The sequence below is a fragment of the Bacillus salacetis genome, from assembly GCF_003581585.1.
Lineage (GTDB): Bacteria > Bacillota > Bacilli > Bacillales > Bacillaceae_B > Rossellomorea > Rossellomorea salacetis.
This window is the reverse complement of record NZ_QXIR01000003.1, coordinates 82,395-108,218: the sequence shown is the minus strand read 5'-3', so window position 1 is coordinate 108,218 and position 25,824 is coordinate 82,395. Positions and strand designations below refer to the sequence as shown.

General features: G+C 44.9%; 22 protein-coding genes, 1 other RNA gene and 1 other annotated feature. Of the genes, 20 read left to right on the top strand and 3 right to left on the bottom strand.

Annotated elements, in window-relative coordinates; translation table 11 throughout:
- The first annotated feature begins 77 nt into the window (after window positions 1-77).
- Both D3H55_RS03590 and D3H55_RS03585 read left to right on the top strand, forming a co-directional pair.
- Window positions 78-1,373, top strand: a complete 1,296-nt coding sequence (locus D3H55_RS03590) for an ArsB/NhaD family transporter (protein ID WP_119545547.1) — start codon at window positions 78-80, stop codon at window positions 1,371-1,373.
- Between the two features lie 247 nt (window positions 1,374-1,620).
- Window positions 1,621-2,265, top strand: a complete 645-nt coding sequence (locus D3H55_RS03585; protein ID WP_119545546.1) for a DUF421 domain-containing protein — start codon at window positions 1,621-1,623, stop codon at window positions 2,263-2,265.
- A gap of 149 nt (window positions 2,266-2,414) precedes the next feature.
- On the opposite strand, the gene spoVB is transcribed toward D3H55_RS03585, so the two are convergent.
- Window positions 2,415-3,965, bottom strand: coding sequence for a stage V sporulation protein B (spoVB, locus tag D3H55_RS03580; protein WP_119545545.1), 1,551 nt, complete (start codon window positions 3,963-3,965; stop codon window positions 2,415-2,417).
- 113 nt (window positions 3,966-4,078) lie between these two features.
- Between spoVB and D3H55_RS03575 the strand changes: the two genes are divergently transcribed.
- From D3H55_RS03575 to dtd, 8 genes are all read left to right on the top strand, one after another.
- Window positions 4,079-4,399 carry a post-transcriptional regulator gene (locus D3H55_RS03575; protein WP_119545544.1) on the top strand — a complete coding sequence of 107 codons (321 nt, stop codon included), beginning with the start codon at window positions 4,079-4,081 and terminating at the stop codon, window positions 4,397-4,399.
- Between the two features lie 137 nt (window positions 4,400-4,536).
- On the top strand, window positions 4,537-6,804 hold the full coding sequence (secDF, locus tag D3H55_RS03570; RefSeq protein ID WP_119545543.1) for a protein translocase subunit SecDF: 2,268 nt from the start codon (window positions 4,537-4,539) through the stop codon (window positions 6,802-6,804).
- Window positions 6,805-6,926: 122 nt separating this feature from the next.
- Window positions 6,927-7,847: a cation diffusion facilitator family transporter gene (locus tag D3H55_RS03565; protein ID WP_119545542.1), complete on the top strand. Its 921-nt coding sequence runs from the start codon at window positions 6,927-6,929 to the stop codon at window positions 7,845-7,847.
- 12 nt (window positions 7,848-7,859) lie between these two features.
- Window positions 7,860-8,207, top strand: coding sequence for a LapA family protein (locus D3H55_RS03560; RefSeq protein ID WP_119545541.1), 348 nt, complete (start codon window positions 7,860-7,862; stop codon window positions 8,205-8,207).
- Between the two features lie 469 nt (window positions 8,208-8,676).
- The gene (recJ, locus tag D3H55_RS03555) at window positions 8,677-11,022 is read left to right on the top strand and encodes a single-stranded-DNA-specific exonuclease RecJ (protein ID WP_119545540.1); all 2,346 of its coding nucleotides are present in this window, start codon (window positions 8,677-8,679) and stop codon (window positions 11,020-11,022) included.
- Window positions 11,023-11,037: 15 nt separating this feature from the next.
- A complete protein-coding gene (locus D3H55_RS03550) occupies window positions 11,038-11,550 on the top strand; it encodes an adenine phosphoribosyltransferase (protein WP_119545539.1) in 513 nt (170 codons plus the stop codon).
- Between the two features lie 301 nt (window positions 11,551-11,851).
- Entirely contained in the window at window positions 11,852-14,044 is a 2,193-nt protein-coding gene (locus D3H55_RS03545; protein WP_119545538.1) for a RelA/SpoT family protein, read from the top strand.
- Between the two features lie 15 nt (window positions 14,045-14,059).
- On the top strand, window positions 14,060-14,500 hold the full coding sequence (gene dtd, locus D3H55_RS03540; protein WP_119545537.1) for a D-aminoacyl-tRNA deacylase: 441 nt from the start codon (window positions 14,060-14,062) through the stop codon (window positions 14,498-14,500).
- Between the two features lie 46 nt (window positions 14,501-14,546).
- Here dtd and D3H55_RS03535 read toward each other — a convergent pair whose 3' ends face one another.
- The gene (locus D3H55_RS03535) at window positions 14,547-16,340 is read right to left on the bottom strand and encodes an N-acetylmuramoyl-L-alanine amidase family protein (RefSeq protein ID WP_168412947.1); all 1,794 of its coding nucleotides are present in this window, start codon (window positions 16,338-16,340) and stop codon (window positions 14,547-14,549) included.
- A gap of 97 nt (window positions 16,341-16,437) precedes the next feature.
- Here D3H55_RS03535 and D3H55_RS03530 point away from each other — a divergent pair, with 97 nt between their 5' ends.
- From D3H55_RS03530 to D3H55_RS03510, 5 genes are all read left to right on the top strand, one after another.
- Window positions 16,438-16,614, top strand: coding sequence for an RNA polymerase subunit sigma-70 (locus tag D3H55_RS03530; protein WP_119545535.1), 177 nt, complete (start codon window positions 16,438-16,440; stop codon window positions 16,612-16,614).
- Window positions 16,615-16,682: 68 nt separating this feature from the next.
- Window positions 16,683-16,911, top strand: a binding site (T-box leader).
- A gap of 72 nt (window positions 16,912-16,983) precedes the next feature.
- Window positions 16,984-18,255, top strand: a complete 1,272-nt coding sequence (gene hisS / locus D3H55_RS03525) for a histidine--tRNA ligase (RefSeq protein WP_119545534.1) — start codon at window positions 16,984-16,986, stop codon at window positions 18,253-18,255.
- Window positions 18,256-18,268: 13 nt separating this feature from the next.
- Window positions 18,269-20,035, top strand: a complete 1,767-nt coding sequence (aspS, locus tag D3H55_RS03520; protein WP_119545533.1) for an aspartate--tRNA ligase — start codon at window positions 18,269-18,271, stop codon at window positions 20,033-20,035.
- Between the two features lie 64 nt (window positions 20,036-20,099).
- A non-coding RNA gene (gene ssrS, locus D3H55_RS03515) (6S RNA) lies at window positions 20,100-20,288 on the top strand.
- Between the two features lie 383 nt (window positions 20,289-20,671).
- Window positions 20,672-21,433, top strand: coding sequence for a tRNA threonylcarbamoyladenosine dehydratase (locus tag D3H55_RS03510; RefSeq protein ID WP_119545532.1), 762 nt, complete (start codon window positions 20,672-20,674; stop codon window positions 21,431-21,433).
- A gap of 50 nt (window positions 21,434-21,483) precedes the next feature.
- On the opposite strand, the gene D3H55_RS03505 is transcribed toward D3H55_RS03510, so the two are convergent.
- Window positions 21,484-21,855 (bottom strand): hypothetical protein, encoded by a 372-nt coding sequence (locus D3H55_RS03505; RefSeq protein WP_119545531.1) that lies wholly within the window; start codon window positions 21,853-21,855, stop codon window positions 21,484-21,486.
- Window positions 21,856-22,075: 220 nt separating this feature from the next.
- Between D3H55_RS03505 and D3H55_RS03500 the strand changes: the two genes are divergently transcribed.
- The 5 genes from D3H55_RS03500 to D3H55_RS03480 are packed head-to-tail and all read left to right on the top strand — an operon-like array spanning window position 22,076 to window position 25,802.
- On the top strand, window positions 22,076-22,840 hold the full coding sequence (locus D3H55_RS03500; RefSeq protein WP_119545530.1) for a hypothetical protein: 765 nt from the start codon (window positions 22,076-22,078) through the stop codon (window positions 22,838-22,840).
- A 2-nt stretch (window positions 22,841-22,842) separates the two neighbouring features.
- Window positions 22,843-23,223, top strand: coding sequence for a GntR family transcriptional regulator (locus D3H55_RS03495; RefSeq protein WP_119545529.1), 381 nt, complete (start codon window positions 22,843-22,845; stop codon window positions 23,221-23,223).
- The gene (locus D3H55_RS03490; protein WP_119545528.1) at window positions 23,220-23,936 is read left to right on the top strand and encodes an ABC transporter ATP-binding protein; all 717 of its coding nucleotides are present in this window, start codon (window positions 23,220-23,222) and stop codon (window positions 23,934-23,936) included. The genes D3H55_RS03495 and D3H55_RS03490 overlap by 4 nt, the downstream gene beginning before the upstream one ends.
- Window positions 23,933-24,859 carry an ABC transporter ATP-binding protein gene (locus D3H55_RS03485; RefSeq protein WP_119545527.1) on the top strand — a complete coding sequence of 309 codons (927 nt, stop codon included), beginning with the start codon at window positions 23,933-23,935 and terminating at the stop codon, window positions 24,857-24,859. Before D3H55_RS03490 ends, D3H55_RS03485 begins: the two co-directional genes overlap by 4 nt.
- The gene (locus D3H55_RS03480) at window positions 24,852-25,802 is read left to right on the top strand and encodes a DUF2705 family protein (RefSeq protein WP_119545526.1); all 951 of its coding nucleotides are present in this window, start codon (window positions 24,852-24,854) and stop codon (window positions 25,800-25,802) included. Before D3H55_RS03485 ends, D3H55_RS03480 begins: the two co-directional genes overlap by 8 nt.
- The last annotated feature ends 22 nt before the right edge of the window (window positions 25,803-25,824 follow it).

Below are 25,824 nucleotides of genomic sequence, written 5' to 3'. Positions count from 1 at the left end.
CCTCATACAATGAAAGAGGCAGACAAGCTGAAAGCAGCGGTACAGCCCTGCACAGGAATCCAAAGGAGAGGGATGTTATGTCACCCTTTATCATATTAGCGGTATTCATAGCCGTCTATATTGTATTAATCACCGAAAAGTGGAACAGGATATTGGCGAGCATGTGCGGAGGAGTTGCGATGCTTTTGGCCGGGGCATTCTCAATCGAAAAAGCGTTGTTTACTTATATCGACTGGAAAACCATTACATTATTGTTCTCGATGATGCTGATTGTTACTGTCACAAGTAAAACAGGCTTCTTCGAGTTTCTTGCAATCAGGCTGGCTCAGGCTGTCAATGGCAACGGATTGGCGCTGCTTGTTGTTTTTTCATTGCTGTCTGCAGTGGGATCCGCCTTTTTGGCCAATGTAACCATCGCGATGCTCCTTGTCCCGATACTGTTCACTCTTACCAAGGTACTCGATCTGCCTCCACTCCCATTTTTGGTCATGATGATCCTGGCTTGCAACATCGGCGGAACAGCGACTTTGATTGGCGATCCTCCGAATATGATGATCGGACAGGCGGTTGAACACTTTACTTTCAATGCCTTCCTTCAAAATCTCCTTCCTGTTTCAGCGATGATCCTGCTTGTAACCATTACCATCATCTGTCTGATCTACAAAGAGATCCTGGTTGTTAAAGAAGACAAAAAACTATTGCTGAAAGGCATCAATGCAAAAAGATACCTGAAGAAGAATCAAGGACTCATTGCTTCAATCAGTGTTCTCGGGTTGGTCCTTCTGGGATTTTCGTTACATCCGGTGCTCCACCTTGATGTGACGTCTGTTGCATTGGCGGGAGCGGTCCTGATCATGCTCCTGCTGGAGAAGATATATGACCCGGAGGAGGTCTTAAAAGAAGTGGAATGGGGGACCTTGTTTTTCTTCATTGGTTTATTTTTACTTGTAGGCGGAATAGAAGAGGCGGGATTCATTGATGAGGCAGCAAGGGAGATCATAAAGCTGACGGAAGGGGATATGAAAACCACAGCATTTGTCATTTTGTGGGGAACGGGTCTGCTCTCTGCAGTTGTCGATAATATACCTTTTGTAGCAGCTATGATTCCGGTCATAGAGGAATTCCAGGAATTCGGGATGGTCAATATGGATCCTCTTTGGTGGTCGCTTGCGCTGGGGGCCTGCCTTGGGGGCAATGGCACACTGCTTGGTTCGTCTTCGAACCTCGTTATCGTGGGTCTTGCCTCTAAGGAGAATGTGCAGATCAAGTTTTATCAGTACCTGCTGATCGGCATTCCTATCACCCTGATTTCGCTCGCAGTATCAACTGTTTACGTTTATTTTAAATATATTTTGCCTTTTTTGGGTAGCTGAGTGAGTCTGTGTTCAATCGAACGCGAATCAGTTGACGCACGGATTTGTTGCTATAAATACATATCCCTGTAAAGAAAACGGGGGGCTGCTTTGAATTTTTGCCTGCTGGGCACAGCCGTCTACATATGGAACACTTACAGACAAATCCTTGTTCAAAATGAGGATTATAGTAAAAACTTACCTCTTATCTTTCCTTTTGGCGGGAGCATAATAATGGGTGCATACGTACCTGAAGGAGGAGAGGGACGTGAACGAGTTTTTGGTGATTATTCTAAGGACTATTTTTTTATATGCCGTCATTTTATTCATTTTCAGGGTGATGGGCAAAAGGGAAATCGGCGAGCTGAGTCTTCTGGACCTGGTTGTATTTATCATGATTGCAGAGATGGCTGTACTGGCAATTGAAGAGCCTGGCAGTCAATTGGTGAACACTCTGCTCCCGATGGGTGTTCTCTTTCTCATTCAGATAGGGACAGCTTTTCTATCTCTGAAAAGCAAGAAGTTCAGGGAAATTGTAGACGGAAAACCGACCGTACTGATCAGCCATGGGAAGATCGATGAAAAAGCCATGAAGCGCCAAAGATATAACTTTGACGATCTGCTGCTCCAGCTCAGAGAGAAAGATGTCAGCAATCTTGCTGATGTAGAGTTTGCAATACTTGAACCATCCGGAACATTGTCGGTCATAAAAAAAGATAAGAAAGGCGAGGGTTCGTTGACCCTGCCGCTGATCTTGGACGGCATCATTCAGAAGAATCATCTTGACATGCTTGGGAAAAATGAATTCTGGCTGAGGAAAAGACTGAGGGAACAAAACTATCATAACCTTGAAAATATATCATTTTGCAGCTTTCAGAACGGGCAATTTTATATTGATTTACGTGATCAATGATTATGTAGTGATGTTAGCGAAAATCGGAAGAATTCATTTCCCGGTTCTTTTCCCTGGCTATAAGATTTTCAGGAGCGGGGAAGAGGGCTCTTTGTTTTTTCTCCCATATAGAAAAAGCCATCACCTGCTTATTAGGCAGGGATGGCTTTTTAAGTAATGACCAGTTTCTTCAGGAACGGAATTCTTTTCAAATCGTCTTTCCGGATTAATCTCAAGAGAATGGAAAGAATGACATACAGCATGGTTGTCACAACTACACCGGCAGCCAGGCGAAGACCAAGCGGCATGTCCTGCAAGGCCGCTGTATAGAGATAATGACCGCTGATCCCTGTACAAGCCATGACAACAGTAAACTTCAAATAATCCTTTACATATATCGTCATTGGAATGGTCTTGAGAATGGTGGCAAAATGGAGCATTGTCACAAGCATCATCCCTGTAACGATCCCAAGTGCAGCCCCATTGATTCCGAAGGCAGGCTGTGAAGCCAGAATGAAGATGATGGCCGTCTTCACAACAGCTCCGATTAAACTGTTGATCATGGCTGCCCTTGCCAGGTCAAGCGCCTGCAGGACTGCCTGGAGAGGACCCTGGTAATAATAAAACAGGAAAAATGGAGCCATAATCATTACAAATCCTGCTCCGCTGCTGCTGCCGTACATCACCGTCATAAGCGGTTCAGCAAATATGAACAAGAGGACCACGGCAATCCCTCCGGTAATAAGGCAGAACCTTAAAGCCTGTGTCAGCCGGTGTTCAATCAACTGAAAGTTTTGCTGCTTATTGGCTTCACTGACAGCGGGAACCAGCGAAGTGGATAGCGAGACAGTGATGAAGGACGGCAGGAATAATAAAGGCAGTGCAAATCCTGTCAGGGAGCCGTATTGTTTGGTTGCAAGGGAAGTCGCCACTCCTGCCAGGGCGAGACTGTGGGCAACGACAATAGGTTCAAAAAACCAGGAAATCGATCCGATCATCCTGCTGCCTGTTGTTGGAATCGCAACCCTCAATAATTCATCTAAAGTCGAACGGCCGGATTTAATTGCTGTGAAGAAGTTTCTTCTCACTTTGAATTTCTTCTTGAGCTTGAATGCCGTGAACATATAGAGAAGGGAAGCGAGTTCACCCAGAACTGAAGCTGCCATAGCTGCCGCCGCCGCGTATTCAATTCCATAGGGGAGGAATGTCTTGGTCATGACAGCGATCAGCGAAATGCGGACAACCTGCTCGATGACTTGGGAAATCGCTGCCGGCTTCATGTTCTGTCTTCCCTGGAAATAGCCTCTGATGACGGAAGAAACGGCCACTATCGGGATGATAGGTGCAATCGCTACCAATGGATAGTAAGTACGGGAATCAGTGAACAGCGTTTCAGACAAATAGGGAGCAAGCAATATCAGCGCAGGGGTGAATAATAATGAAAGAGAGACAGTGATCGCAAGCGATACTGCAAGAATCTTCTTTACCTTTTTAATGTCCCCCTGTACTTCCGCCTCTGCAACACTCTTCGAAATCGCCACAGGGAGACCCATCTGTGTAATAGTTATTACGAGGATCAAAGTTGGGAAAGCCATCATGAATAGGCCGACGCCCTCTTCACCGATAAACCGTGCAACGACAATCCTGTTTATAAATCCAAGGATCCTGGTAATCAGGGCAGCGCCCATCAAAATCATAGTGCCCTTTAAGAATTTAGACATTGTATTCCCTGCCTTCTCAAAAATCGTAATATCGTATACAATTAACTATATGCATCAGGTTGGACAAAGCATGACAAGTTGTTGGTATTTTGAAAATGGAGCGGAGGACAAAGATGAATGTTTTAAAACATCCGTACAGTAGTTTTTATTATGATGTCGAGCCGGCACTTACCAGTAAAGTGGAGGAATTTGCAGTGCTTGGCTATGGGGAAGCAACTGTTGAAAGCTTGTGGACATACCTGTTAAAGAAAAAATGGAAGAAACCCAAGGAAGAAATAAGGGTGTTTGAGCTGGTAAGCGACATAATGAGTGTTAAGCCAGGCGAATATATGAGTTTTGAGACGGTGGAGGCATACCGTTCTCCTAATTGGTTTACAGACTTGAATGAGGATGAGCTGAAAGAGCTGTTGAAACCGGGCAAAAAACCGACATAAAACTGGAAAAATATTGAATTGACAGTCAATTACTTCTAATTCATAATGGGAATATTGGTACAATTCAGGTGCAGTCTGGCCTAAATTAAAAATTGAGGGGCACTGCCCTGGGTATTTGCAAGGAGGATTCATACATAATGGTAAAACGTAGCAGGATTGTTGCTTTCTTCGTCATCGTTCTATTATTGGGAGGATTGATCGGAGGCACAACAAGCAATATTTTAAAGGACATCAAGCTCGGTTTGGACTTGCAGGGGGGCTTTGAAGTTCTCTATCAAGTGGAGCCAATCAAAGACGGTGATAAGATCACCAGTGAAACGGTGGCCAACACTGCGGACGCGCTGGATAAAAGGATCAACGTCCTGGGTGTCAGCGAACCGAATATCCAAATTGAAGACGGCAACCGCATCCGTGTTCAGCTCGCCGGAGTCGAAGACCAGAACCAAGCCAGGGAAATCCTGTCCACTCAGGCTAACCTGACCTTCAGGGATGTTAACGATGAAGTGAGACTGGATGGTTCTGACCTGGTATCAGGAGGAGCACAGCAGACATTCGACCAGAGTAATAATCCGATTGTATCGCTGACTCTGAAAGACCATCAGCAGTTCTATGATCTGACGAAAGAACTCTCTCAAGAACCTCCACCAGATAACAGACTTGTCATCTGGCTGGATTTTGAAGAAGGCGTTGATTCTTATGAAAAGGAATTAGCCAAAGAGGACCCGAAATTCCTATCCGATCCTCAAGTATCTAAGCCGATCAACTCTGAAGAAGTTCAAATTACAGGTAACTTTACAGTGGAAGAAGCACAAAACCTGGCAGCCCTTCTGGATGCGGGTGCTCTGCCTGTGAAGCTGACTGAAGTTTATTCCACATCGGTCGGTGCCAAATTCGGGGAACAAGCAATGGATAAGACGGTAACAGCAGGAATCATCGGTATAGCGATCGTATTCCTGTTCATGCTGATTTTCTACCGCTTCCCTGGTTTCATCGCCATGATTACTTTGTCCGTCTATATTTTCTTGATTCTATGGATTTTCGATATGATGAATGGGGTGCTCACACTCCCGGGAATTGCCGCCCTGATCCTTGGTGTCGGAATGGCCGTGGATGCCAATATCATCACCTATGAACGGATCAAGGAAGAATTAAAGGTAGGGAAAAGTGTACGCGCAGCATTCCAGGCAGGTAACAAATCTTCCTTCATGACCATCCTGGATGCAAACGTGACAACAATCCTTGCCGGAGCAGTGTTGTTCTATTTCGGAAACAGCTCCGTCAAAGGGTTTGCCACTATGTTGATTGTCAGTATCCTGGCAAGCTTCCTGACAGCTGTATGGGGGTCCAGACTGCTGTTGGGCTTATGGGTGAACAGCGGCGCATTAAACAAAAAGCCTTCCTGGCTTGGTGTGAATCCTAAGGACGTCAAGGACATTGCGGATAATTATGATACCCTTGACCTTCCTACGAAATTTGATAAGTTTGACTTTGCTAAGCAGCGTAATAAATTCTTTGCCCTTTCAGGTATTTTGATTGCCGCAGGATTAATCATTCTGGCCGTTTTCAGACTGAACCTCGGTATCGACTTTGCTCAAGGTACACGAATGGAGATCCTGTCCAATGAGGGCTTGACTGCCGAAAGTGTATCAGAAGAACTTGAGGAAGCCGGATACCCTTCAGATGAAATTGTCCTTTCCGGGGATAATAATGAAATAGGCGTAGTCCGATATACAGAGGTCCTGAATAAGGATGAGATTGCCGAGTTGAAGAATCACTTCAGCGAGGTTTATGACGCAGAGCCGAACATCAGTACAGTATCACCGATCATTGGCAAGGAGCTGGCAAAGAATGCGATGATCGCTGTTGCAATCGCTTCGATCGGCATCATTATCTATGTCACCCTTCGCTTTGAGGTTTATATGGCTGTCGGGGCCATCGTTGCCCTAATGCATGATGCCTTCTTTATCATTGCGTTCTTCAGCCTGACACGCCTTGAAGTGGATTTGACATTTATCGCGGCAGTCCTGACAATCGTCGGTTATTCAATTAACGATACGATCGTAACGTTTGACAGGCTGCGTGAGAATCTTCAGAAGAAGCGCCGTTTGAAAACGGTTGAAGATATTGAAGAAGTCGTGAACAAAAGTTTGCGCCAGACGCTTACGCGGTCAGTCAGCACTGTTATTACAGTAGTATTTACTGTCGTAGCTTTGATGATTTTCGGCAGTGAAACGATTACAAACTTCTCGATTGCCTTGCTGGTTGGTCTGATTTCAGGTACTTACTCTTCTGTATTCATTGCTTCACAGCTATGGATTGTATTGAAGAAGAAGGAACTGAAGAAGAAGGGAACAATCATCACATTCAAAGAGAAGAAGAAATTTTCCGACGAACCACAGGTATAACCGGAATTTTGCAGAAGGACGGGTTTGCCGGCAGGAGTGCCGGCGGCTCGTCCTTTTATGTGTTTCAGGAGATAGATTGGAGGGGAATGGGTTACAATAAAGTGGAATAAGGGGGGACAGCAATGAGCACAGATGATCGTTTTAAGAAAGCTGAATTTGCAGCCATGGTAGGAGTTGTCGGAAACCTCCTGCTTGCAGGCATCAAGTGGTGGGCTGGCATAGCCGGCAATAGTAAGGCGCTTATTGCCGATGCTGTGCACTCTGCTTCTGATGTTGCAGGTTCTTTGGCTGTTTACATAGGATTGCGTGCGGCAAAGCAGCCGCCTGATGAAGATCACCCATATGGCCATGGAAAAGCAGAATCCATTGCGGCCATCATTGTGGCAGTTTTGTTATTTTTGGTGGGGATTGAAATCGGAAAATCTTCTATTGAATCATTTTTCCATCCCATCAGTCCTCCAACAGCCATTGCCATCTATGCAGTCATCTTTGGTATTGTCGTAAAAGAGGCAATGTTTCAGTATAAGTACAGATTGGGTAAAAAACTGAAAAGCGATGCCCTCATTGTAAATGCCTATGAACATCGATCCGACGTCTATTCTTCTATTGCCGCCCTGATTGGTATCGGGGCTGCCATGTTCGGGGGAATGTTAGGAATCGACTGGCTTGAGTATGGGGATCCGGTAGCTGGAGTATTTGTTTCTTTACTCGTCTTGCGGATGGCTTGGAAATTGGGAGCGGAATCGATCCATAATACCCTCGATCATGTCCTGCATGATGAGGATACACAGGAACTGAGAAATGCAGTGAGTGAGGTGGCAGGTGTCATTGCCATTAATGAACTGCATGCAAGGGAACATGGGCATTATCTTATTGTGGATTTGAAAATCAGTGTCGATCCCCATATCACTGTGGAAGAAGGCCATAAAGTAGGGAAAAATGTAAAGAAAAGGTTGCTGCAGAATCCGGATGTACAGGATGTTTTCATTCACATCAATCCTTATAATGCAGAAAATGATGGAGAGAGAGTGGACTTAACGTAAGGAGGGAAGGCAATGAAATTTCAGTGGAATCTGATTTTAGGACTTATTTTTGCTTTAGTTGTTGCAATCTTCGCTGTAATCAATGTTGATCCGGTAAGGGTGAATTATCTTTTTGGGGAAGCTGAATGGCCGCTGATCCTGGTCATCATCGGATCTGTACTGATGGGCGGCCTGATCGTTGGTTCTGTCGGCCTATTCCGGCTTTTCGTTATACAGAGGAAGGTTAAATCGCTGCAAAAAGAAAATGAGCAGCTGAAAAAAGAGGCAGGCGGCCATGAACCTGTAGCTGCAGACTCTGCCAAAGATGACTTGACGGCTGAAAACACTTCAAAAGAGGAAAGACAGCAGCCGGGTATCTGATGATGTGGCGCTCCAAAACAGGGGCGCCTTTTTGTTTGGTTTCGATCAGCAGCTGGCGAGGAGCCTTTCAGAGGTTTTTAAGCGGCTCTTTTCTTAAACTTTGTTGCTAATCAGTATAAACATAAATAAAATACTGGTAAATAGTCGTAAGAACCCCGGAGAGCAGGAAAGAAAAGAGCTTCTCCTCCTTTTTTCGGGAGTAAACCCTTTGATTACAAGTGGAAATCCGGCATCTGCGATTTTCCGAGAGCAACAAACTATGCGAAAACAGCCTAATAAAAGTGTGAGGGAATTAAATCGGGATGGAGCCCTTCCAAAGAATTTCATAGAAAAAACAGAGTCCTTTGAAAGTTCCATCCCACACTCAATCTTCACCAAATTCAACAGCATACCATCTTGGTTTCCATGTTTCTCTGATTGAAAGGCCGGACCCCATTTTGTATAATAGGAAAGGCTGAGGGGTGAACGTATGTTAAAATCAAAATCGCGCTGGGTAGTCAAAGACCACAGTGAAGCAAATAGCAGGAAATTACAAGAAGAGTTGAACCTGCCTCCAATAGTCAGCAAGCTTCTGGCTAACCGGGGGATACATGATATAGATGAAGCGAAGACCTTTTTATATGGTGAAGACCAGCCTTTCCATGATCCATATTTAATGATGGATATGGGGAAAGCGGTTGAACGGGTGAAAAAGGCAATTGAGTCTGGGGAAGCCATACTGATCTTTGGGGATTACGATGCGGATGGCGTCAGTTCAACTTCAACCATGATGCAGACCCTCCTGGACCTCGGGGCTGAAGCTCATTTTTATATACCAAACCGATTTACAGAAGGGTACGGACCGAATGAAAATGCTTTCCGCTGGGCTGCAGAGGAAGGCTTTTCACTGATCATTACAGTGGATACCGGAATAGCGGCACTGAAGGAAGCTCAGCTTGCTAAGGAATTGGGAGTCGACTTGATCATAACGGACCATCATGAACCAGGTCCTGAACTTCCTGAAGCCCTGGCGATCCTTCATCCGAAAAGGGAAGGCAGTACATACCCCTGCTCCGATCTGGCGGGTGTTGGAGTGGCATTCAAATTTGCTCATGCCTTGTACGGAACATTCCCGGAACACCTTCTTGACCTGGCTGCAATTGGAACGATTGCAGATCTCGTTCCTTTGAAAGGTGAAAACAGGGCGATTGCCAAGAAGGGGCTGGAGAAGATGCGGACAAGCCAGCGCCCTGGTTTAAAAGCCCTTTGCAAAGCGGCTAAAGCACAAATGAACGAAATCACCGAAGAGACGGTAGGGTTCGCCATAGCCCCGAGGATCAATGCGATCGGAAGGCTGGGAGATGCGGACCCGGCTGTTGATTTGATGTTATCGAATGACCTGGAAGAGTCTACAGCGATTGCCCAGGAAATCGATGGCATCAATAAAGAAAGACAAACCATTGTGAATGAGATGACACAGGAAGCGGTTGAGATGGTGAACACTGAATTTCCCCTTACCGAAAATTCTGTTCTAGTCATAGGCAAAGAAGGATGGAACTCAGGTGTTGTAGGAATTGTTGCTTCCAGGCTTGTTGAAAAGTTCTACAGGCCAGTGATTGTCCTGAGCTTTGATAGTGAAAAAGGAACAGCCAAAGGTTCTGCCCGCAGCATTTCCGGGTTTGATCTTTTCAAGAATCTATCTCAATGCCGGGAACTCCTGCCTCACTTTGGAGGACATCCAATGGCTGCCGGGATGACATTGAAATTGGAAGATGTCCCGGAATTGAGGAAGCGTTTGAATTCATATGCGGCAGAACAGTTGACTGAAGAAGATTTTATCCCGCTGACCGAATTGGATGCTTCGATTGATTTAGCGGATATCGACCTTGAGACAATTGAAGCGCTGGAAATGCTTGCTCCCTTCGGAATGGGGAATCCCAAACCGAAGCTGCTGATTGAAGGGGTTTCCATCTCCGGCATGAGGAAAATCGGTGGAAACCAGGATCATTTAAAGCTTTCCTTGAAGAAGGATGTCTATACATTGGACAGCGTCGGGTTTGGCATGGGAGAGTTCGCAGATGAGATTTCACCGCTTGCCGAGCTTTCCGTTATCGGTGAGCTTTCCATCAATGAATGGAATAATATCAGGAAGCCCCAGATGTTCCTCAAGGATCTTACAGTCGACCATTGGCAGCTGTTTGATATGAGGGGAATCAAACCTGTTAACAGGTGGTTCGATAAGGTGCCATCCGGCAACACGAAAATTGTCGCTTTCAATCAGACCACAATTGACCGGCTGCCGCTTGATGCACGCAAAGATGATATTTTGCTGATCTCTTCCACTGAAGAAGCAGGAAATCTGCCAGGGCCTGCAGCAAATGTTGTCTTCCTTGATCTGCCCCCACAAGCGGAATGGCTGGAGGCCGTCGTCAGAGTTACGGAACCAGAACGGATATATGCGCATTTTGACCATGAGGAGGATCACTTTTTCAGTACTGTCCCAAACCGTGATCATTTTAAATGGTACTATGGTTTCCTCTTAAAAAGGGAATCTTTCGACCTCAAGAAACATGGAGGCCAGCTTGCCCAGCATAAAGGCTGGTCGAAGGAAACAATTGAATTCATGTCAAAGGTGTTTTTTGAACTCGATTTTGTTACAATAAAAAATGGATTAATTTCCGTCAATCCTGTAAAGGTTAAGAGAGATTTGGAAGAATCGGTCACTTACCGCCAAAAACAGGAACAATATATTCTAGAGAATGAATTGTTGTATTCATCTTATCAGGAACTGAAGGATTGGTTTGATAAGAAGACTGGTATGGTCTGCAACATATGAGGAGGATTTTTAAGCATGGACTTAAAACAATACGTTACTATCGTCGAAAACTGGCCTAAAGAAGGAATCAGGTTCAAAGACATCACAACTTTGATGGATAACGGCGATGCGTATAGATATGCTACCGATCAAATTGTCGAATATGCAAAAGAAAAGCAAATTGATTTGGTAGTAGGACCAGAAGCTAGAGGTTTCATCATCGGCTGCCCTGTCGCTTATGCACTTGGAGTAGGTTTTGCGCCTGTCCGCAAGCCGGGCAAACTGCCTCGTGAAACGATCAGTGTAGATTACGGCCTTGAATACGGAAAGGATGCGCTGACAATCCATAAAGATGCCATCAGGCCTGGCCAGCGTGTGCTGATCACGGACGACTTGCTGGCAACAGGGGGCACAATCGAAGCAACAATCAAGCTTGTAGAAGAATTGGGCGGGATTGTTGCAGGTACGGCATTCCTTATTGAGTTGACTTACCTTGACGGCCGCGATAAACTTGACGGCTATGATATTATGACATTAATGCAATACTAATTACTTCGATCTGAATAGTATAAAAGACAGAGGACTGAGAAGGAAGATTTATATCCGATTGCTCAGTCCTTTCTTTTTTTTATTGGTGTAAACGTTTTTATTTCGAAATGGTAAATATTTTTCGACAAAAAGAGCCTTTTTTTATGTTGAAGGCTTTACATATCTTCTATTTTTTTTGATAATAGTATACAATACGCTTTTTTATTATGAACAAGGATTCATCATCCTGTTGAGAGATTTGTATTACTTGGTTTCAATATGGATCGGATGAATTTAATATATTGTAAAGGTGATTTTGCTGATGGCAAAAGATCAGGTATTGACCCCCGAAGAGGTCGTAAAAAAGACAAGTGAATATTTACCCGAGCAGGATGTCTCCCTGGTGCAAAAGGCATATGAATTTGCCAAGGAAGCACACAAAGAACAATTCCGGAAGTCAGGTGAACCGTATATCATCCACCCTATTCAGGTAGCCGGCATCCTTGCCGATCTGGAAATGGATCCCTCTACAATTGCCGGGGGCTTCCTGCATGATGTCGTGGAGGATACAGACATCACCCTGGAAGAAATAGAAGACAAATTCGGGAAAGAAGTCGCTATGCTGGTGGATGGCGTCACCAAGCTGGGGAAAATCAAGTATAAATCCCAGGAAGAACAGCAGGCTGAAAATCACAGGAAAATGTTTGTCGCAATGGCGCAGGATATCCGTGTGATACTGATCAAACTTGCGGACCGCCTTCATAACATGAGGACCCTAAAGCATCTCCCAAGTGAGAAACAGCGGAGGATTTCCAATGAAACCCTGGAAATCTTTGCACCTTTGGCCCACCGTCTGGGTATTTCCAAAATCAAGTGGGAATTGGAAGATACGGCTCTCCGTTATTTGAACCCTCAACAATACTATAGGATCGTTAACTTGATGAAAAAGAAAAGAGCGGAGCGGGAGCAATACCTTGATGAGGTAATAGATGAAGTGAAGTCAAGCCTCGGCGAAGTGAAGATTGAAGCGGATATCTCCGGACGGCCGAAGCATATCTATAGCATCTACCGGAAAATGGCACTTCAGAACAAGCAGTTCAACGAGATTTATGATTTGCTTGCTGTACGGATCGTAGTGGAAAGCATTAAGGATTGTTATGCAGTTTTGGGGATCATCCATACGTGCTGGAAACCGATGCCAGGCCGTTTCAAGGATTATATCGCCATGCCGAAGCCGAATATGTATCAATCCCTCCATACAACGGTTATCGGTCCAAAAGGGGACCCCCTTGAAGTGCAGATCAGGACAACCGAGATGCATCAGATAGCCGAATACGGGGTTGCGGCTCACTGGGCATACAAAGAAGGTCAGAACGTTGATGAGAAATCTACGTTTGAAAAGAAACTTACCTGGTTCAGGGAAATCCTTGAATTCCAAAATGAATCAGCAAACGCAGAAGAATTCATGGAATCATTGAAGATTGACTTGTTCTCGGATATGGTATTCATCTTCACTCCAAAAGGAGATGTCATTGAACTGCCTGCGGGGTCTGTCCCGATTGATTTTGCCTACCGAATCCACTCCGAAATCGGAAACAAGACTATCGGTGCCAAAGTGAACGGGAAGATGGTCACCCTGGATTATAAGCTTCATACCGGTGATATCATAGAGATCCTTACATCCAAACACTCCTATGGTCCAAGCAAGGACTGGCTGAAATTAGCTCAGACGTCCCAGGCTAAAAACAAAATCAAAACGTTCTTCAAAAAGCAGCAGCGTGAAGAAAATATTGAAAAGGGCCGGGAACTTGTTGAAAAAGAGATCAAAAATCTGGAATTTGAGCTTAAAGAAGTTTTAACGCCTGAGAATGTTTCGCGTGTAGCTGAAAAGTTCAATTTCATGAATGAAGAAGATATGTATGCAGCAGTCGGGTACAGCGGTATTACGGCAGCACAGCTCGCCAACAGGCTGACAGAAAAGCTTAGGAAGAAACGTGATCAGGAAGAATCCCTTCAGGAAACGATCACTGAGCTGAAAGCAAACCAGCCTGTGAAAAGGAAAAGGGACGCAGGGGTTCAGGTGAAGGGGATCGATAACCTGCTTATCAGGCTTTCAAGGTGCTGCAACCCGGTACCTGGTGATGAAATCATCGGGTTTATTACAAAAGGGCGCGGAGTATCCGTCCACCGCTCCGACTGTACAAATGTTTCTGCGGAGAATGCGGAACAAAGGCTGATTCCCGTTGAATGGGAAAGTGATTTCCCTAACCGCAAAGAATACAATGTGGACATCGAAATTTCAGGATTTGACCGAAGGGGCCTCCTCAATGAAGTCCTTCAGGCAGTCAATGAAACCAAAACAAATATTTCGGCTGTAAGCGGCAAGTCCGATCGTAATAAGATGGCCACCATCAATATGTCGATTTCAATTCAGAATATCTCCCATCTGCACAGGGTAGTGGAACGGATCAAGCAGATCTCGGATATTTATGCTGTCAGAAGAATCATGAATTAAGGAGTTAATAACAAGATGAAAGTAGTGTTGCAGCGTACCCGTAATGCATCTGTGACAGCAGACGGCAGACTCAGCGGCCAAATAGAATCAGGATTCGTACTCCTGGTCGGAATCACGCATGAGGACATAGAGAAAGATGCTGACTGGCTCGCAGACAAAATTGTCAATCTTCGTGTTTTCGAGGATGAGGAAGGGAAAATGAACCGTTCTCTGCTTGATGAAGGCAAGGAAATCCTTTCGGTATCACAATTCACCTTATACGGGGACTGCCGTAAAGGAAGGCGGCCCAATTTCATGGAGGCAGCTAAACCTTCGCAGGCAGAAAAGCTATATGATTATTTCAATGATGAGCTCCGGAGAAAAGGAGTACATGTGGAAACAGGTGTTTTCGGCAGCATGATGGACGTCCAGCTGGTCAATGACGGCCCTGTTACCCTCATTATTGAAAGCAAGTAACCAAAAAGGATGAAGATTTTATAAAATCTTCATCCCTTTTGTAGTTTTAGTCTGCAAAATAATCTGTAAGCCCGTTATAGATACTTCTGGCAGCCATATCCTGAAAGCTGTGGGTAGTGACTGACGCTTCCTCTGAAGGGTTGCTCAAATAGCCAAGTTCAAGGAGGACAGCCGGCTGCTTGTTTTCACGGATGACATAGTAGTCGCCTTTCTTGACTCCCCTATTTTTTGAAGACAACTGTTCCGACAGGCTATCGAGGATAGTCTGTGATAATTCCTTCTGGTATTGATGATAATAATAGGAGGTATAGCCCTTGATGGATGAATCATTGATGCTGTCATAATGAATACTGATAAAGGCATCACTGTCATGGTAATGGGCAAGTGCAACCCTTGTATTCAGTGAGTAATACGTATCATCACTTCGGGTCAATTTGACATCGGCGCCAGCGTTTCTCAATAGATCGAATAACAATTGAGAAGTCGACAGGGTCAACTCCTTTTCAAGAGTGCCTCTGTAGCCGATCGTTCCGCTGTCATGTCCACCGTGTCCCGGGTCAATCACTATGGTCTTTCCTTTGAGTCCGCCGGTTTTCGGCTTGTTGACAGGTTCAGGGTTGCCGCTGGTATCAGATACAGAGACAATCCATCCGGCTAAATAAGCCGACTGTCCGTCATTCATCGCAACCTTGTACCAGTCCCCTTGTTTCTCCTGGATGGCGAATGATTCCCCGGAAGAAGCACGTGCAACAACCGGTGCACCTGTAGAGGCTTCACTCCTGAGGTTTGTACCGTTGTAAAGGATTTGAACTTGTCCAGATGTGTCATTGCCTGCCTTTTTCTCCGCCTGTTGGCCAGCTGTCTTCTCGATGTACCAGCCTGCAGCCCAGCCGGTTTTGCCGCCTTTTAAAGAGAGCTTGTACCAATTGTTCTTCTCCTCCAGTATTTCATAGGATTCCCCTTGCTCTACTGAACCGACAACTTTGCCGTCAAGGCTTGCTTTGTCCCGGACATTCAAGGAATAGATGGATACTTTTCCATAACCGGGGTGGCTGCTGTTTTCTGAAGAAGCAGGAGCAGGCATGGATTTCTCGATATACTGGCTGCTTACCCAGCCCTCGCTGCCTTGGTATTGAATTCGATACCATCCGGACATACTTCCGGTGACCGAAACGGTGCTTCCTTTGCTTAATTTACCAAGAATGCTTGTATTCAGGCCGGCTGAACTGCGGATGTTCAATGAATCAACAGTCGAAACCCCGGTCCATTCTTCTGTACTGACTTGATCCGGTTCTGAATCAGTACCTGTACTACTTCCTGATGCAATATAGTCCCTATGTACCCATCCGGATTGGCCTCCGGCTGAAATCTTATACCAGCTGCCGCTGGTCTCGACTATTTCCACTTCCTGCCCCTTGGATAGAGTATCAATCACCGGATAATCGGTTCCGGCCCCGTCCCTTACCCTGAGACCGTTCTCCGTGACACTTCCGCTCAAGGCAGTTTGTCCAGCTTTAGACTTCACAAGCCATTCAGCAACCCATCCGGTTTTGGAAGGACTTAACTGGACTTCATACCATTCATTTTCCTGGGAAACAATCTTAAACTCATCGCCTTTATGTACCTGCTTGGATACAGGAAAGCTCAGTCCGGGTCCATTCCTGACATTTACTGTATCTGTCCCGATTGTAACAGTCGATCCTTCAGCAGCTGCTTTATCAGGCCACCATATTGGAGATGAACCTAATAATAGGAGCAGGCAGATGATAGAATAAAAAGCCTTTTTGATCATGCGCACCACCTTTTCTGCAAGAATATTTATCCAGTATAGTCTATTCAACTATTCTCCGTAAACAAGAAAAATCCCTTTTAGATGAAAGAATTTTCTCCAGAATGGAAATGATAAATAACAACTGGAAAAAGAAAGGGTGGGTACAATGAGAGAGAGTGAAAAAGGCAGGATGAGTTCAAATGGGGAAAACCAGCTTTTTGGCGTCAACTTCCATAACTTTTTGGAGAGGGAGAAGAACACAGACACCTTTGAACTGGCGTCGGAGTTCGGTTTGACCTTGGCCGGAGTCCGTAAACTAAAAAAGAAGATGGAACGATCATAAATTTTCCTTGAGGCTCTTGACAACTCAGGTAGCCATCCGTATTATTAGAGAAATAAAATAACTATTAACTATTACCTTAGATGGAGCATAGTAGCTGAAATAACAGGTGTAAAGAGAGGGAATGCCGCGGCTGTAAGCATTTCTACATACTGGTTCGGTGAATGAACACTCCGGAGGTTTCCTGCTGAACGAAGGTTTTCCAAGGCGGGAACGTACCAGGCGTTAACTGGCTAAGTGGAAGCAGATCATGCTTCAATTAGGGTGGCACCACGGGAATCCAAAGCTCTCGTCCCTTGTTTCAATACAAGGGATGAAGAGCTTTTTTTGTTGTATTTTTGATTTTATTGATTATCAGGGAAGGGGATCATTATGTCTATTAAAATTCCTCGAGGTACGAAGGATATACTGCCGGAGGATTCAGCCAAATGGCAGTACATTGAAAAAACAGCGGCGGATATCTGCAGGAACTATCAATATGAAGAAATCCGGACACCGATTTTTGAATCAAGTGAATTATTTTTGCGAGGTGTAGGAGATACCACGGATATCGTTCAGAAAGAAATGTATGTCTTTGAAGATCAAGGCGGAAGGAGCCTGGCATTGAGGCCTGAAGGAACTGCTTCGGTGGTCCGCTCTTTTGTTGAAAACAAAATGTTCGGTGCTGCCAATCAGCCGGTCAAGCTTTACTACACCGGGCCGATGTTCCGTTACGAAAGACCGCAGGCAGGGCGTTACCGCCAATTTGTGCAGTTCGGCATTGAAGCGCTCGGAAGTGAAGATCCTGCAATCGACGCTGAAGTCATTTCCATCGCAATGGAAATTTATCGCCAGCTCGGTTTAAAGGAGTTAAAGCTCGTCATCAACACTCTGGGTGACAATGAGAGCCGCAAAGCTCACCGTGAAGCTTTAATTGCTCACTTCGAGCCGAGGATCGGAGAGTTTTGCAGCGACTGTCAAAACCGCCTGGAGAAAAACCCGTTAAGAATTCTTGATTGTAAGAAAGACAGAGATCATGAATTGATGAAAACAGCTCCTTCGATTCTGGATTTCCTTAATGAAGAATCCAAGAATTATTTTGATAAGGTTCAAAAGTATTTAGGGGAAATGGAGATTTCATTTGAAGTGGATCCGACTTTGGTGAGAGGGCTGGATTATTACAACCACACCGCCTTCGAAATCATGAGCAGCGCCGAAGGATTCGGTGCCATTACCACTTTATGCGGCGGAGGCCGATACAATGGCCTGGTAGAGATGATCGGCGGGCCGGCAACACCCGGTATCGGATTTGCGTTCAGTATCGAGCGCCTTCTGGCCGCTCTTGAAGCGGAAGCTGTGGAGTTACCTGTACAGACTGAATTGGATTGCTATATTGTCACAATGGGCGAAGAAGCGAAGGATCATTCAGTCAAACTTCTGCATAAGCTCCGCCAGGCAGGATTGTCGGCAGAAAGGGATTATCTTGACCGCAAGATCAAAACTCAATTCAAGTCTGCGGATAGAATGAATGCGAAGCTTGTGGCTGTATTGGGTGAGGATGAGTTGAAAGAAAACAAAATCAACTTGAAAGATATGAGTACAGGCGAACAGCAGCAAGTGGATCTTGACGTATTTGTAGAAGAAGTTAAAAAGTATCGCGCCTAAGGAGGAGTTACGTATGAAAAGGACTGTATATTGTGGAGAAGTCACCGAGAAGTTCATCGGTGAGAAAGTGACACTAAAAGGATGGGTGCAAAAACGAAGGGACCTTGGCGGGCTGATATTCATCGACCTGCGGGACAGAAAGGGAATTGTACAGATCGTCTTTAATCCTGAAACATCTTCTGAAGCCCTCGCAATTGCAGAGAAAATCAGAAATGAGTTTGTCCTGTCTGTAACTGGAGTGGTTTCTGCAAGGCAGGAAGGTACTGTGAACGAAAACTTGAAAACAGGCAAAATCGAGATCCATGCAGAAGAGGTTGAGATCATTAATGAAGCCAAGACTCCTCCATTTGTCATCGGGGAAGGGAAAGAAGTTTCTGAAGAGCTGCGCTTGAAGTATCGATATCTGGACTTGCGCAGAAAAGTGATGCTTGACACCTTCAAGTTAAGAAGTGATGTCACAAAGTCTTTCCGTGACTTCTTGACAGAACATGAATTCCTGGATGTTGAAACACCGATTCTGACGAAAAGCACCCCTGAAGGTGCCCGTGATTATTTAGTGCCAAGCAGGGTACACCCTGGTGAGTTCTATGCGCTACCTCAATCACCACAGCTATTCAAACAGATGCTGATGGTATCCGGTTTCGACCGCTATTACCAAATTGCCCGCTGTTTCCGCGATGAAGACCTGCGAGCCGACCGTCAGCCTGAATTCACCCAGGTCGATATTGAAATGAGCTTCATGGATCAGGAAGAAATCATTGAACTTGTGGAAAAAATGATGCAGAAGCTAATGAAGGATGTAAAAGATCTTGAAATCAATGAGGCTTTTCCCCGCATGACTTATCAGGAAGCGATGGGCAGGTATGGCTCTGATAAGCCTGATACACGTTTTGAGATGGAGCTGACCGATGTTTCTGAAGCTGTTAAAGATTCAGGCTTCAAAGTATTCGCAAGCACCGTTGCAAACGGAGGAGAAGTAAAGCTGATCAATGTAAAAGGCGGCGCGGAGAAATACTCTCGCAAGGACATTGATGGATTGACTGAGTTCACAAGCGTTTATGGTGCGAAAGGCCTGGCGTGGATGAAAGTGGAAGACGCTGGATTGAAAGGGCCGATTTCAAAATTCTTCTCTGAAGAGGAGCAATCTGTATTGAAAGAATACGCTTCGGCTGAGACAGGGGACCTTCTGTTATTTGTAGCAGACAAGAAATCAGTGGTAGCCGACGCCCTGGGAGCTTTGAGGCTGAAGCTCGGAAAAGAACTCGGCTTGATTGACGAAAGCAAATTCAACTTTCTGTGGGTGACAGACTGGCCGCTGTTTGAATATGACGAGGAAGAAGGCCGCTACTATGCAGCCCACCACCCATTCACGATGCCTGTAAGAAGCGAAGTGGAAATGCTCGAAACAGAACCTGAAAAGGTACGGGCGCAGGCCTATGACCTTGTCTTGAATGGTTATGAACTCGGCGGTGGATCCCTCCGTATATATGAGCGTGATGTACAGGAAAAAATGTTCCAAGTGCTTGGTTTCTCTAAAGAAGAAGCACAGGAGCAATTCGGTTTTCTCCTGGAGGCGTTTGAATACGGCACACCTCCGCATGGCGGGATCGCCCTTGGACTGGACCGCCTGGTGATGCTGCTGGCTGGCCGCACTAATCTAAGGGACACCATTGCCTTCCCTAAAACAGCTAGTGCAAGCGACCTGTTGACTGAGGCGCCTAGTGAGGTAGCTGGCGCTCAATTGGATGAATTGAGCCTGCGCCTGAAAACTGGTGAATAATACCTAGTGGGTTTGAATTGATATTGACTGATTATTGTGATATTATCTTAACAACACTTAAAACAAAGTCCTGATGTGTTCGTTGTTTTACCTATTAGTTTTGACCGAACATTTCTATCTCGGGAGTCTGGCGTTTTCGAGCAGCGTTAATGCCTCTGGCTAAGAGGACTAATTAAACTCGAAACAAGACACCCACCTGCTTAGTGCGGGTTCAAAACGATGGAATCTCAGCAACGGCACGATCGGGACTTTGTTTAAACAACTATATTGAATTATCCCCCTCGCTTCGGCAGGGGTTTTTTTATGTATCAGCAGGGTAAAATGTACATAGAAAAGGGTCAATGTTAACAATACTAAGCATTGAAACCCTTGCGATAAGACGACACCGGGCTACGCTTGCCGTGTTTCCTGTATCTCTTGCAGAAGCCATCCAATCCGTACGTTGCTGAACGCCCACTTAAGCTTTTTTTTAGGTGTGGCCCTTCAGGTGCGGCCGTGCATTATGGAGCGGATATCAAGAAGCAAAGATGTTATAAAGCATTATTCCTATTGGAAAGGTTGCGTTAAAGCAGACCATCGTTTATTCTTAATCAGTACTCATAACACTTGAAACTCGATATAACGGAGATGATTTAATTGTTACACCAGTTTTCGCGTAATGAATTGGCAATTGGAAAAGAAGGTCTCGATATATTGAAGAACAGCACAGTCGCAGTTCTTGGTGTGGGCGGAGTCGGCTCTTTTGCTGCTGAAGCTCTGGCTCGATCCGGTGTCGGAAGGCTGGTGCTTGTCGACAAGGATGATGTCGATATCACGAATATCAACCGCCAGCTTCATGCATTGCTGTCGACAGTGGGGCAGCCTAAAGCCGATCTTATGAAAGAAAGAATCAAGGATATCAATCCTGACTGCGAAGTTATAGCACTCAAGATGTTTTATACAGAAGAAACTTATGAAGAATTCTTCAGTTACGGTTTGGATTTCATTGTGGATGCTTCCGATACGATCTCTTACAAAATCCATTTAATGAAAGAATGCCTGCAAAGGGACATCCCGCTGATTTCTTCAATGGGTGCTGCTAATAAGACCGATCCGACCAGATTTATGATCGAGGATATTTCCAAAACCCATACTGATCCAATTGCAAAAGTGATTCGTACTCGTTTGAGAAAAGAAGGAATCCGCAAAGGCATCAAGGTGATTTTTTCTGATGAAAGTCCGATTGTCATCAGGGAAGAAGTGAGGCAGGAGGTCGGAAAAGACGATGCCAAAATCAGAAAGGCCAAGATTCCGCCTTCCTCAAATGCATTCGTTCCTTCGGTAGCTGGATTGATTGCCGCAAGTTATGTAATCAATGAGCTTCTTTCATCAATCGAAATCAAAAGAGTCAAAGACTGAAAAAAGCTGCCGTTTGGCAGCTTTTTTTGTATGCCAGACCGAATTTGGTTTCAAATCCCCGGCATGAGCAGATTTTTGTAATACTCTCTAAGGTCCTGATAATTTCGTTCTGCAGCGTGTAACGCCTTAATCAGTTCCTCTTGTTCTTTCTTCAATTGTTCGTTTTCAGAGACAGGATTTTCAGGACATAATGATTGTAAAAATGAGATGCAATCTTCCAAGGTTTGAGATGGGATCCAATTGATGTCTCCGTCTGTTTTCAGTTTCTTCATTTTCTTGTTCCATCTGAATCTGCACGCACCGGTTGTTCGTCCAATAGAATATGCTGCTTCTTCGAAAGCTTCTTTAAGAGTCTTTCCTTCTTGTATATAGGTGATGACAATCTCAGACAATAATTTTTCTTCATATTCTGTCCATTTCATCCTTTCTCACACCTCCAGCTGCGAGAGTTGTCTATGTAGTATATGAAGAATGAATGCAGGTATCCATATAATGCTGTTCACGTAAATAATTGAAACTATTTGCCAATTTATCCGTAACCTTAATGAACGAAGAAATAGGTGTTTGATTGAGAAATCCATCTTGACTTCTTATGGTGTACCGGTGTACTATCTAACTAGAACACTATTACAGGAGGTCAATATGAAAGCATTTAAAGGGTTGCTTTGGAAGGATTATTCGATATCAAAGCTTTGGTTCCTGGGCTGGCTGGCGCTGCTTTTGTTTTTTTACGCAGTCGGTATCAGCCTGTCCACCTATTTTGGGTTCCCGGAACTTTCAGTGGTTGTGGTTTTCATGGAAGGCATGATTCACATCATCTTCATGCCGCTCATCCTGTTGAACATGCTCATGATTGAAGGGAAGACGCAATTGTGGCTTCATACCCCTCAATCCGGAAGGAAATTACTGTTGTCCAAATTTATCGTGGCTTTCAGTTATTCACTCATTTCCCTTTTGATGGTCGATCTTTTGGGTGTTCTCAGCTTATCCTGGCAGGAGGGGGATATCTTATTTTTACCTTGGAAAGAAAGCATATTCTTCAACGTTGCCGTAACATCAAGTGCCGTGTATTTCTCATGCTGGGTGTTCCTGTACTGGACCATCTATTACGGCTTGTCTAAATCCCCTGTCCTGAAGAAGTTCCGCTGGCTCATCCTTTTCTTGGTCTTTGTCCTATATCAAGTCGCTGCATCACTCTTCGTGGCAATGGATTGGTTCCAGGAATTTATAAACTTGTGGACCATAAAAGTCAGGGGCCACTTCTTCATTGAAATGGGTCCGGACAACTTTGAGGCAGGAAGTAAGTTCATTCATCTTCCTCTTATACCGTTCCTTCTCTATGCCATATTGGCGTTTGTGATTTTTATGACAGCCAGCTGGATTCTGGAACGAAAGGTAGAGGTTTAGATATGACGGAGGAATATAAAGCGGCAAAACCGATTTATGTACAAATCGCCGACAAGATCATTCACAGCATTGTCAGGAAAGAGCTTTCGCCTGGTGAGAAGCTTCCTTCAGTGAGGGAAATGGCCGTCAAATCGGGAGTGAACCCAAATACAATTCAAAGAACCTACAGTGAATTGGAGAGGATGGAAGTGGTGGAAACCAAACGGGGACAGGGGACTTTTGTGACAGAAAAAGAAGAGCTGGTCGAGGAAATGAAGGACAAGGTGCAGCAGGAACTTATGGGAAGCTTCATTGGGAGTATGCAGGAACTGGGGATTTCCCGGAAAAAGATACTCGATGATCTAGCCTTGTACCTGAAAGTGGAAGGGGGTAAGGAATCATGAGTGCCAGTCTCGATACTGTGAGCAAAAAGTATGGAAATATCCATGCTTTAACAGATGTAAGCATGTCGTTTGAAAAAGGCAAAATCTACGGACTCCTGGGCCCGAACGGAAGCGGGAAGTCCACGACGCTTAAGCTCATTGCCGGCCTTGTTCACCCCACCTCGGGCGAAGTAAGGATAAGCGGGGAGAAAGTGACGAGGCAGGCAGCCGGGAAAGCAGGATATCTGACTGAGCTGGATATGTTTTACGACAGCTTTACGGTAATGAACATGATTGATTTCTATGAATCCCAATTTTCCGATTTTCAAAGAGAAAAGGCTTTGGAACTGCTGAACTATATGGAACTGAAACCAACGATGAAAATCAAACAGCTTTCGAAAGGGAAACGCGGGAGATTGAAACTCGTCCTGGTCCTCTCTAGAAAGACAGAGCTGCTCCTATTGGATGAACCGTTTTCTGGACTTGATCCGATGGTCAGGGACACCATTGTCAAGAGTCTGCTGTCATTCATAGATTTTGAATCACAGACTGTCATAATAGCGACACATGAAATCAGTGAGATCGAGGCTCTGCTGGATGAAGCCTATATCCTGCAGGATGGGGTATTGAAGGACCACTGCATCGTCGAGGAATTAAGGGAAGAAAGCGGCATGTCACTGATGGATTGGCTGAAAGCAAGAACACAAAACAAAGACAAGGGGGAAGAGATTTGAAAACAGTATTGGAACTCAAGAACGTTTCAAAAGTAATCAAAGGCAAGAAAATCATCGATTCACTTTCTTTCGGGGTGCATGAGGGAGAAGTCTTCGGATTCCTGGGACCGAATGGAGCGGGGAAAACGACGACGATAAGAATGATCGTCGGTCTCATGGGAATTACAGAAGGCGATATCGTTGTCAATGGAAACAGTGTAAAGAGCAACTTTGAGGGAGCCATTAGAGAGATAGGTGCAATCGTCGAAAACCCGGAGCTATATAAATTCCTGTCAGGATATAAAAATCTTCAGCATTTTGCGAGGATGCACAAAGGAGTAACAGAGGAAAGAATCAAGGAAGTCGTGGAATTGGTAGGGTTGACCGACCGGATCAATGATAAGGTCAAAACTTATTCCCTTGGTATGAGGCAAAGGCTCGGCATCGCACAGTGCCTGCTGCACAATCCAAAAGTATTGATCTTGGATGAACCGACAAATGGCCTTGACCCGGCAGGAATCCGGGAAATCAGGGATTATATCCGCAGATTGGCTGCAGAGAGCGGCATGGCGGTAATAGTATCCTCCCATCTTCTTTCCGAAATGGAAATGATGTGTGACCGTATCGGAATCATACAAAAAGGGAAACTGGTCGATGTCCAGCAGGTACAGGAGTTTGTTCAAGGCAATGAGCAGGTCTATCAGCTTGAAACAGGAGAGGCAGAAAAAGCTTCTAAAGTGGTTTCAGAGATATATCCTGATCTTCCTCATCAGGTCAATGCCGGTAAAATGCAAATAGCTTTAACGAAGGAACAGGTCCCGCAGCTTATCAGCACGCTGGTACAGCATAATATCGATATCTATTCCGTGATCCCGGTTGCCAAAACACTTGAGGACCGCTTCCTGGAAATCACGAATGAAAAGGGGGAAGCGATAAATGTTTAATTTGATCAAAAATGAATGGATTAAAATATTCAGCAGGCCAGGGACTTATGTGATGATCGGGCTGTTGGTCCTGTTGGTTGTCGGTGCCGGATCAGTCATGAAATTTATGGGCCCTCCGGATACGGCTGAAGGAGATTGGAAGCAGCAGACTCAGATGCAGGTTGAATCGGATAAGCAGTATCTAAAAGAAAATGAAGGAATGCAAAGCTTCCAAAAGCAATCCATTGAGGAGCAGATTGCAATCAATGAATACAGGCTGGACAACGACATTGAGCCTGCCAGCGGTGAAAATATGTGGTCATTTGTGAACTTCAATGCCAACTTCATTGATATCATCGGACTATTCGCCATTATTATTGCTGCGGGTATCGTTGCCGGTGAGTTCACATGGGGAACCATTAAACTTTTACTGATCAGGCCGATTTCCAGGACAAAGATCCTTCTATCCAAATATATTACTGTCCTGCTGTTTGGAGTTACATTACTGCTGACTTTGTTTGTACTATCAACCATCCTGGGTGCAATATTCTTTGGCGGGGGAGACAGTCAGCCGCATCTTGTTTACATTGATGGATCAGTGGAAGAACAAAGTATGCTGCTGTACTCAATCAAAAACTATCTGTTAAGTACCATCAGTATTACGATGATGGCGACAATGGCCTTCATGATTTCAGCTGTATTCAGAAACAGTTCGCTTGCCATCGGTATCTCATTGTTCCTTCTGTTCATGGGAAGCACTGCGACAGGCTTCATCGCCTTAAAATACGACTGGGCAAAATACAGTCTGTTTGCGAATACCGATTTGAGAATGTATACAGGGGCCATGCCGAAACTGGTGGAAGATATGACGCTCGGATTTTCGATTACAGTTCTCATCGTCTACTTCTTGATCTTCCATCTCCTTGCATTTTTCGTTTTCAATAAGAGGGATGTTGCAGCATAAAAAAATAGGATATACACAACCG

Excerpts from the sequence above, each read along its gene's own strand:
- D3H55_RS03590 (WP_119545547.1), top strand. The coding sequence starts at position 78 with ATGTCACCCTTTATCATATTAGCGGTATTCATAGCCGTCTATATTGTA.
- spoVB (WP_119545545.1), bottom strand. The coding sequence starts at position 3,965 with ATGTCTAAATTCTTAAAGGGCACTATGATTTTGATGGGCGCTGCCCTG.
- D3H55_RS03575 (WP_119545544.1), top strand. The coding sequence starts at position 4,079 with ATGAATGTTTTAAAACATCCGTACAGTAGTTTTTATTATGATGTCGAG.
- secDF (WP_119545543.1), top strand. The coding sequence starts at position 4,537 with ATGGTAAAACGTAGCAGGATTGTTGCTTTCTTCGTCATCGTTCTATTA.
- D3H55_RS03565 (WP_119545542.1), top strand. The coding sequence starts at position 6,927 with ATGAGCACAGATGATCGTTTTAAGAAAGCTGAATTTGCAGCCATGGTA.
- D3H55_RS03560 (WP_119545541.1), top strand. The coding sequence starts at position 7,860 with ATGAAATTTCAGTGGAATCTGATTTTAGGACTTATTTTTGCTTTAGTT.
- recJ (WP_119545540.1), top strand. The coding sequence starts at position 8,677 with ATGTTAAAATCAAAATCGCGCTGGGTAGTCAAAGACCACAGTGAAGCA.
- D3H55_RS03550 (WP_119545539.1), top strand. The coding sequence starts at position 11,038 with ATGGACTTAAAACAATACGTTACTATCGTCGAAAACTGGCCTAAAGAA.
- D3H55_RS03545 (WP_119545538.1), top strand. The coding sequence starts at position 11,852 with ATGGCAAAAGATCAGGTATTGACCCCCGAAGAGGTCGTAAAAAAGACA.
- dtd (WP_119545537.1), top strand. The coding sequence starts at position 14,060 with ATGAAAGTAGTGTTGCAGCGTACCCGTAATGCATCTGTGACAGCAGAC.
- D3H55_RS03530 (WP_119545535.1), top strand. The coding sequence starts at position 16,438 with ATGAGAGAGAGTGAAAAAGGCAGGATGAGTTCAAATGGGGAAAACCAG.
- hisS (WP_119545534.1), top strand. The coding sequence starts at position 16,984 with ATGTCTATTAAAATTCCTCGAGGTACGAAGGATATACTGCCGGAGGAT.
- aspS (WP_119545533.1), top strand. The coding sequence starts at position 18,269 with ATGAAAAGGACTGTATATTGTGGAGAAGTCACCGAGAAGTTCATCGGT.
- D3H55_RS03505 (WP_119545531.1), bottom strand. The coding sequence starts at position 21,855 with ATGAAATGGACAGAATATGAAGAAAAATTATTGTCTGAGATTGTCATC.
- D3H55_RS03500 (WP_119545530.1), top strand. The coding sequence starts at position 22,076 with ATGAAAGCATTTAAAGGGTTGCTTTGGAAGGATTATTCGATATCAAAG.
- D3H55_RS03495 (WP_119545529.1), top strand. The coding sequence starts at position 22,843 with ATGACGGAGGAATATAAAGCGGCAAAACCGATTTATGTACAAATCGCC.
- D3H55_RS03490 (WP_119545528.1), top strand. The coding sequence starts at position 23,220 with ATGAGTGCCAGTCTCGATACTGTGAGCAAAAAGTATGGAAATATCCAT.
- D3H55_RS03480 (WP_119545526.1), top strand. The coding sequence starts at position 24,852 with ATGTTTAATTTGATCAAAAATGAATGGATTAAAATATTCAGCAGGCCA.